This window comes from Enterobacter sp. CFEC122 (assembly GCF_052983755.1).
Map to the genome: position 1 here is coordinate 1 of NZ_JBRIQR010000086.1, position 4393 is coordinate 4393.

Consider the following 4393-nt stretch of genomic DNA (forward strand, 5'->3'; position numbering starts at 1 on the left):
TCCCGGTCTGATCTGTCACCTATGTATCCGGTCATACAGAAGCGCCATCCGGCTTTTTGGCAGGTGGCGCTTCGCTTACCTGCCCTACAAGGTCTTCATTACTTCGCCGTGAGTAAAACGCCGCACTCCATATGGTGCGTATACGGGAATTGATCGAACAGCGCCAGACGTTCAATCTTGTGCGTCTGGCTTAACGTTTCCAGGTTCTTGCACAGCGTCTCCGGGTTACAGGAGATGTACAAAATACGTGGGTACGCCTGCACCATCTTCTCGGTTTCGCTGTCCAGGCCACTGCGCGGCGGGTCGACAAAAATCGTCTCACACTGGTAGCTCTTCAGATCGATTCCTTCCAGGCGGTTAAACTGGCGTACGCCGTTCATGGCCTGCGTGAACTCTTCTGCGGCCATACGAACGATCTGCACGTTGTCGATATGGTTGGCGGCAATGTTGTACTGCGCGGCGGCCACCGACGGTTTGGCGATTTCGGTTGCCAGAACGCGATCGAAGTTACGCGCCAGTGCCAGCGAGAAGTTGCCGTTACCGCAGTAGAGTTCAAGCAGATCGCCCTTAGACCCTTCCGTCGCCTTCAGCGCCCACTCCAGCATCTGCACGTTCATCGCGGCATTCGGCTGGGTAAAACTGTTCTCCACCTGACGATAGACCATCTCTTTACCCGCCACCGACAGGCGCTCGTCGACGTAGTCCTGATCCAGCATGATTTTGGTTTTTGTCGCACGGCCAATCAGGTGAACGTTGATGTTCTGCGCACGCAGCGCATCACGCAGGGCTTCGGCCTGCTCGCGCCACTCGTCGTTCAGGGCTTTGTGGTATAGCAGGGAGACAATCGCCTGGTTACTTTGCGTGGTCAGGTAGTCAATCTGGAACAGCTTGTGGCGCAGCACCGGGTTGTTACGCACGCCTTCAACGATCAGCGTCATCAGCTGATTGATAAGTTCGCTCGCTGCCGGGAAGCTGTCCACGCGAATGCGGGATTTCGTCTGCTGATCGAAAATGATGTGGTACAGGTCGTCACCGTCGTGCCAGATGCGGAACTCTGCACGCATGCGGTAGTGGCTGACAGGAGAGCGGAACACCTCGGGAACGGGCGCGTTGAAAGGCGTCATCATACTTTGCAGGCGGACGACTTTCTCTGCCAGCTGCGCGTCGTACTGTTCTGTCGGGAGGTGTTCTGGGGTCATGATGCGTCCTGAGTGATAAAGAATTACGCGGCGATTGTAGGCATTGTTCAGGGGATGTCCAGAGTTAATGGCCAATAGCTGTCTGGACATCCATACGTGTCTAATTGTAGCATTCTGTTTCCGGTCTCCTGAGAGTGAAAAGGGAATCCAGTGTAAATCTGGAGCTGACGCGCAGCGGTAAAGACTGGCGGGATGAGCGTTGTAGACACTGTGAAAATGGGAAGTCTTCATCCTTATATAGCCACCTAGCCCGAAGACCTGCCGGGATCACGTCGCATTTGGTTTCATCATCGCGTGCTATCGATGAGGCCTGCGGCATCCTTCTTATATTGTGGATGCTTTAACAATGATTAAAAAAGTATCGCTGCTGACGGCGTTGTCCGTCACGGCATTTTCGGGCTGGGCGCAGGATAGCGCAGACTCGTTGGTGGTGACGGCAAATCGTTTTGAACAACCTGAAAAAACTATTCTGGCTGCAACCTCGGTTGTTACGCGTGCCGATATTGACCGCTGGCAGTCAACCTCGGTGCTGGACGTTATGCGTCGCCTGCCCGGCGTGGATACGGCGCAAAGTGGTGGGATGGGGCAACTCTCTTCTCTCTTTATCCGTGGCACCAACTCCAGCCACGTCCTGATCCTTGTTGATGGGATCCGCCTTAACCAGGCGGGCGTCACGGGGTCGTCCGATCTCAGCCAGTTCCCAATCTCCCTGGTGCAGCGAATCGAATATGTTCGTGGACCGCGTTCGGCGGTATACGGCTCAGACGCGATTGGTGGTGTCGTAAACATTATTACTACTCGTGCGAAGGACGGTACCACGCTGAATGCTGGCGTAGGCTCACACGGCTATCAGAATTATGGCGGCAGTACTCAGCAAACACTGGGCGACAGCACGCGCGTCACGCTTGCGGGTGATTACACCTATACCAAAGGGTTTGATGTGGTTGCGGACGGCAACAATGGTGGCCTTGCCCAGACCGATCGCGACGGCTTTATGAATAAAACGCTCTACGGTGCACTGGATCACGCATTCTCAGACCAGTGGAGCGGTTTTGTTCGCGGCTTTGGCTACAGCAACCGTACGGCCTACGACGGCTACTACAGCTCCTTTACCCCTGACGTACTGGTCGATACCCGCCAGCTCTATAGCCAGACCTGGGATGCAGGATTGCGCTTCAACGATGACATCTTCCATTCGCAGCTGCTCACCAGCTATAGCCACAGCAAGGACTATAACTACGACCCAAATTTAGGCCGCTACGATTCGACAGCCACGCTGGATGAAATCAAACAGTACAACGTCCAGTGGCTCAACTCCGTTGATGTTGGCCATGGGAACATTGGCGCGGGCGTTGACTGGCAGAAGCAGAGCACCGAGCCGGGTACAAACTACGTGACCAACGGCTACGACCTGCGTAACACCGGCGTCTACCTGACTGGGCTGCAGCAGTTTGGTGACTTCACCCTGGAAGGGGCGGTTCGCAGCGATGACAACTCTCAGTTCGGTCGTCATGGCACCTGGCAAAGCAGTGCGGCCTGGGAGTTCGTGGAGGGTTACCGTTTCGTTGCTTCTTATGGTACGGCCTATAAGGCACCGAATCTGGGTCAACTCTACGGTTTCTATGGCAATGACCATCTTGATCCAGAAGAGAGCAAGCAGTGGGAAGGTGCGTTTGAAGGCCTGACGGCGGGCGTGAGCTGGCGCGTATCCGGCTACCGTAATGACGTTGATAATCTCATCGACTTCGATAATAACCTTCAGCAATATTACAACGTCGGTAAAGCGCGCATTAAAGGTGTGGAAGCGACAGCATCGTTTGATACGGGTCCGTTGACGCATACTGTTGGCTATGACTACGTGGATGCCCGAAATGCCGCAACCAACGAACTTCTGGATCGTCGTGCTAAGCAGCAGGTGAAATATCAGCTCGACACGCAGATCTATGATTTCGACTGGAGCCTGACTTATCACTATCTCGGTACGCGTTACGACACTGACTTTGGTACTTACCCGTCTGAGAAAGTAAAAATGGGCGGTGTAAGCCTGTGGGATGTCGCAGTTTCGTATCCTGTCACCTCACACCTTACAGTTCGTGGTAAAATAGCCAACCTGTTCGATAAAGATTACGAGACAGTTTATGGCTACCAAACTGCAGGACGGGAATACACCTTGTCTGGCAGCTACACCTTCTAATCCGCGCCCTACCGTGCTGGTGTTTGATTCCGGCGTCGGTGGGCTTTCGGTCTATGATGAGATTCGGCATCTCCTGCCGGATCTCCATTACATCTACGCCTTCGATAACGTCGCTTTCCCGTATGGGGAAAAGAGCGAAGATTTTATTGTCGAGCGCGTGGTGGAAATCGTCACTGCGGTACAACAGCGTTATCCCCTTGCGCTGGCCGTTATCGCGTGTAATACGGCGAGCACCGTTTCTCTTCCCGCCCTGCGTGAAAAATTCCAGTTCCCGGTTGTGGGCGTCGTCCCGGCAATAAAGCCTGCCGCGCGTCTGACGGCGAACGGCATTGTGGGCCTGCTGGCCACGCGAGGTACGGTAAAGCGTCCTTATACCCGCGAGCTGATCGACCGTTTCGCCAACGAATGCCAGATTGCGATGCTCGGTTCGGCTGAGCTGGTAGAGATGGCGGAAGCGAAGCTGCATGGCAAGGCGGTATCACTCGACGAGCTGCGTCGTATTCTTCGTCCGTGGCTGCGGATGCCTGAACCCCCGGATACCGTTGTGTTGGGCTGTACCCACTTCCCGCTACTCCAGGAAGAGCTATTAGAGGTGCTGCCGGAGGGGACACGCCTGGTGGATTCCGGAGCGGCTATTGCCCGTCGTACGGCATGGTTGCTGGAGCATGAAGCCCCGGATGCGAAATCTACGGATGCGAATATCGCGTTTTGTATGGCGTTAACAAAAGAAACTGAACAACTTTTACCCGTTTTACGCCGTTATGGCTTTGAAACGCTCGAAAAACTGGCGCTATAGCACGGTTTTGAGCAAAAAAGAGACGGTTGAAAGTTTTTTTTAAAAGAGGGGTTGTCAACGTCTGAGAACTCCCTATAATGCGCCTCCACTGACACGGAACAACGGCTTACAGGCCGCCGGGTTAGCGGGGTTCAGAGATGAACGCCAACAGAGAAAAGCGAAAATAATCACTTGACTCTGAATGAGGAAAACGTAATATACGGG

The 4393-nt window shown here is 54.2% G+C and carries 3 protein-coding genes and 1 riboswitch; of the genes, 2 read left to right on the forward strand and 1 reads right to left on the reverse strand.

The annotated features are described in order from the left end of the window. Window positions 1-98: 98 nt before the first annotated feature. Window positions 99-1199, reverse strand: a complete 1101-nt coding sequence (trmA, locus tag ACVCAM_RS25895) for a tRNA (uridine(54)-C5)-methyltransferase TrmA (RefSeq protein WP_025912293.1) — start codon at window positions 1197-1199, stop codon at window positions 99-101. Window positions 1200-1303: 104 nt separating this feature from the next. After that, window positions 1304-1479, forward strand: a riboswitch (cobalamin riboswitch). Between the two features lie 66 nt (window positions 1480-1545). Here trmA and btuB point away from each other — a divergent pair. After that, window positions 1546-3393: a TonB-dependent vitamin B12 receptor BtuB gene (btuB, locus tag ACVCAM_RS25900; protein ID WP_023326300.1), complete on the forward strand. Its 1848-nt coding sequence runs from the start codon at window positions 1546-1548 to the stop codon at window positions 3391-3393. Continuing rightward, window positions 3338-4189 carry a glutamate racemase gene (gene murI, locus ACVCAM_RS25905; RefSeq protein ID WP_023293583.1) on the forward strand — a complete coding sequence of 284 codons (852 nt, stop codon included), beginning with the start codon at window positions 3338-3340 and terminating at the stop codon, window positions 4187-4189. Before btuB ends, murI begins: the two co-directional genes overlap by 56 nt. Window positions 4190-4393 lie beyond the last annotated feature (204 nt).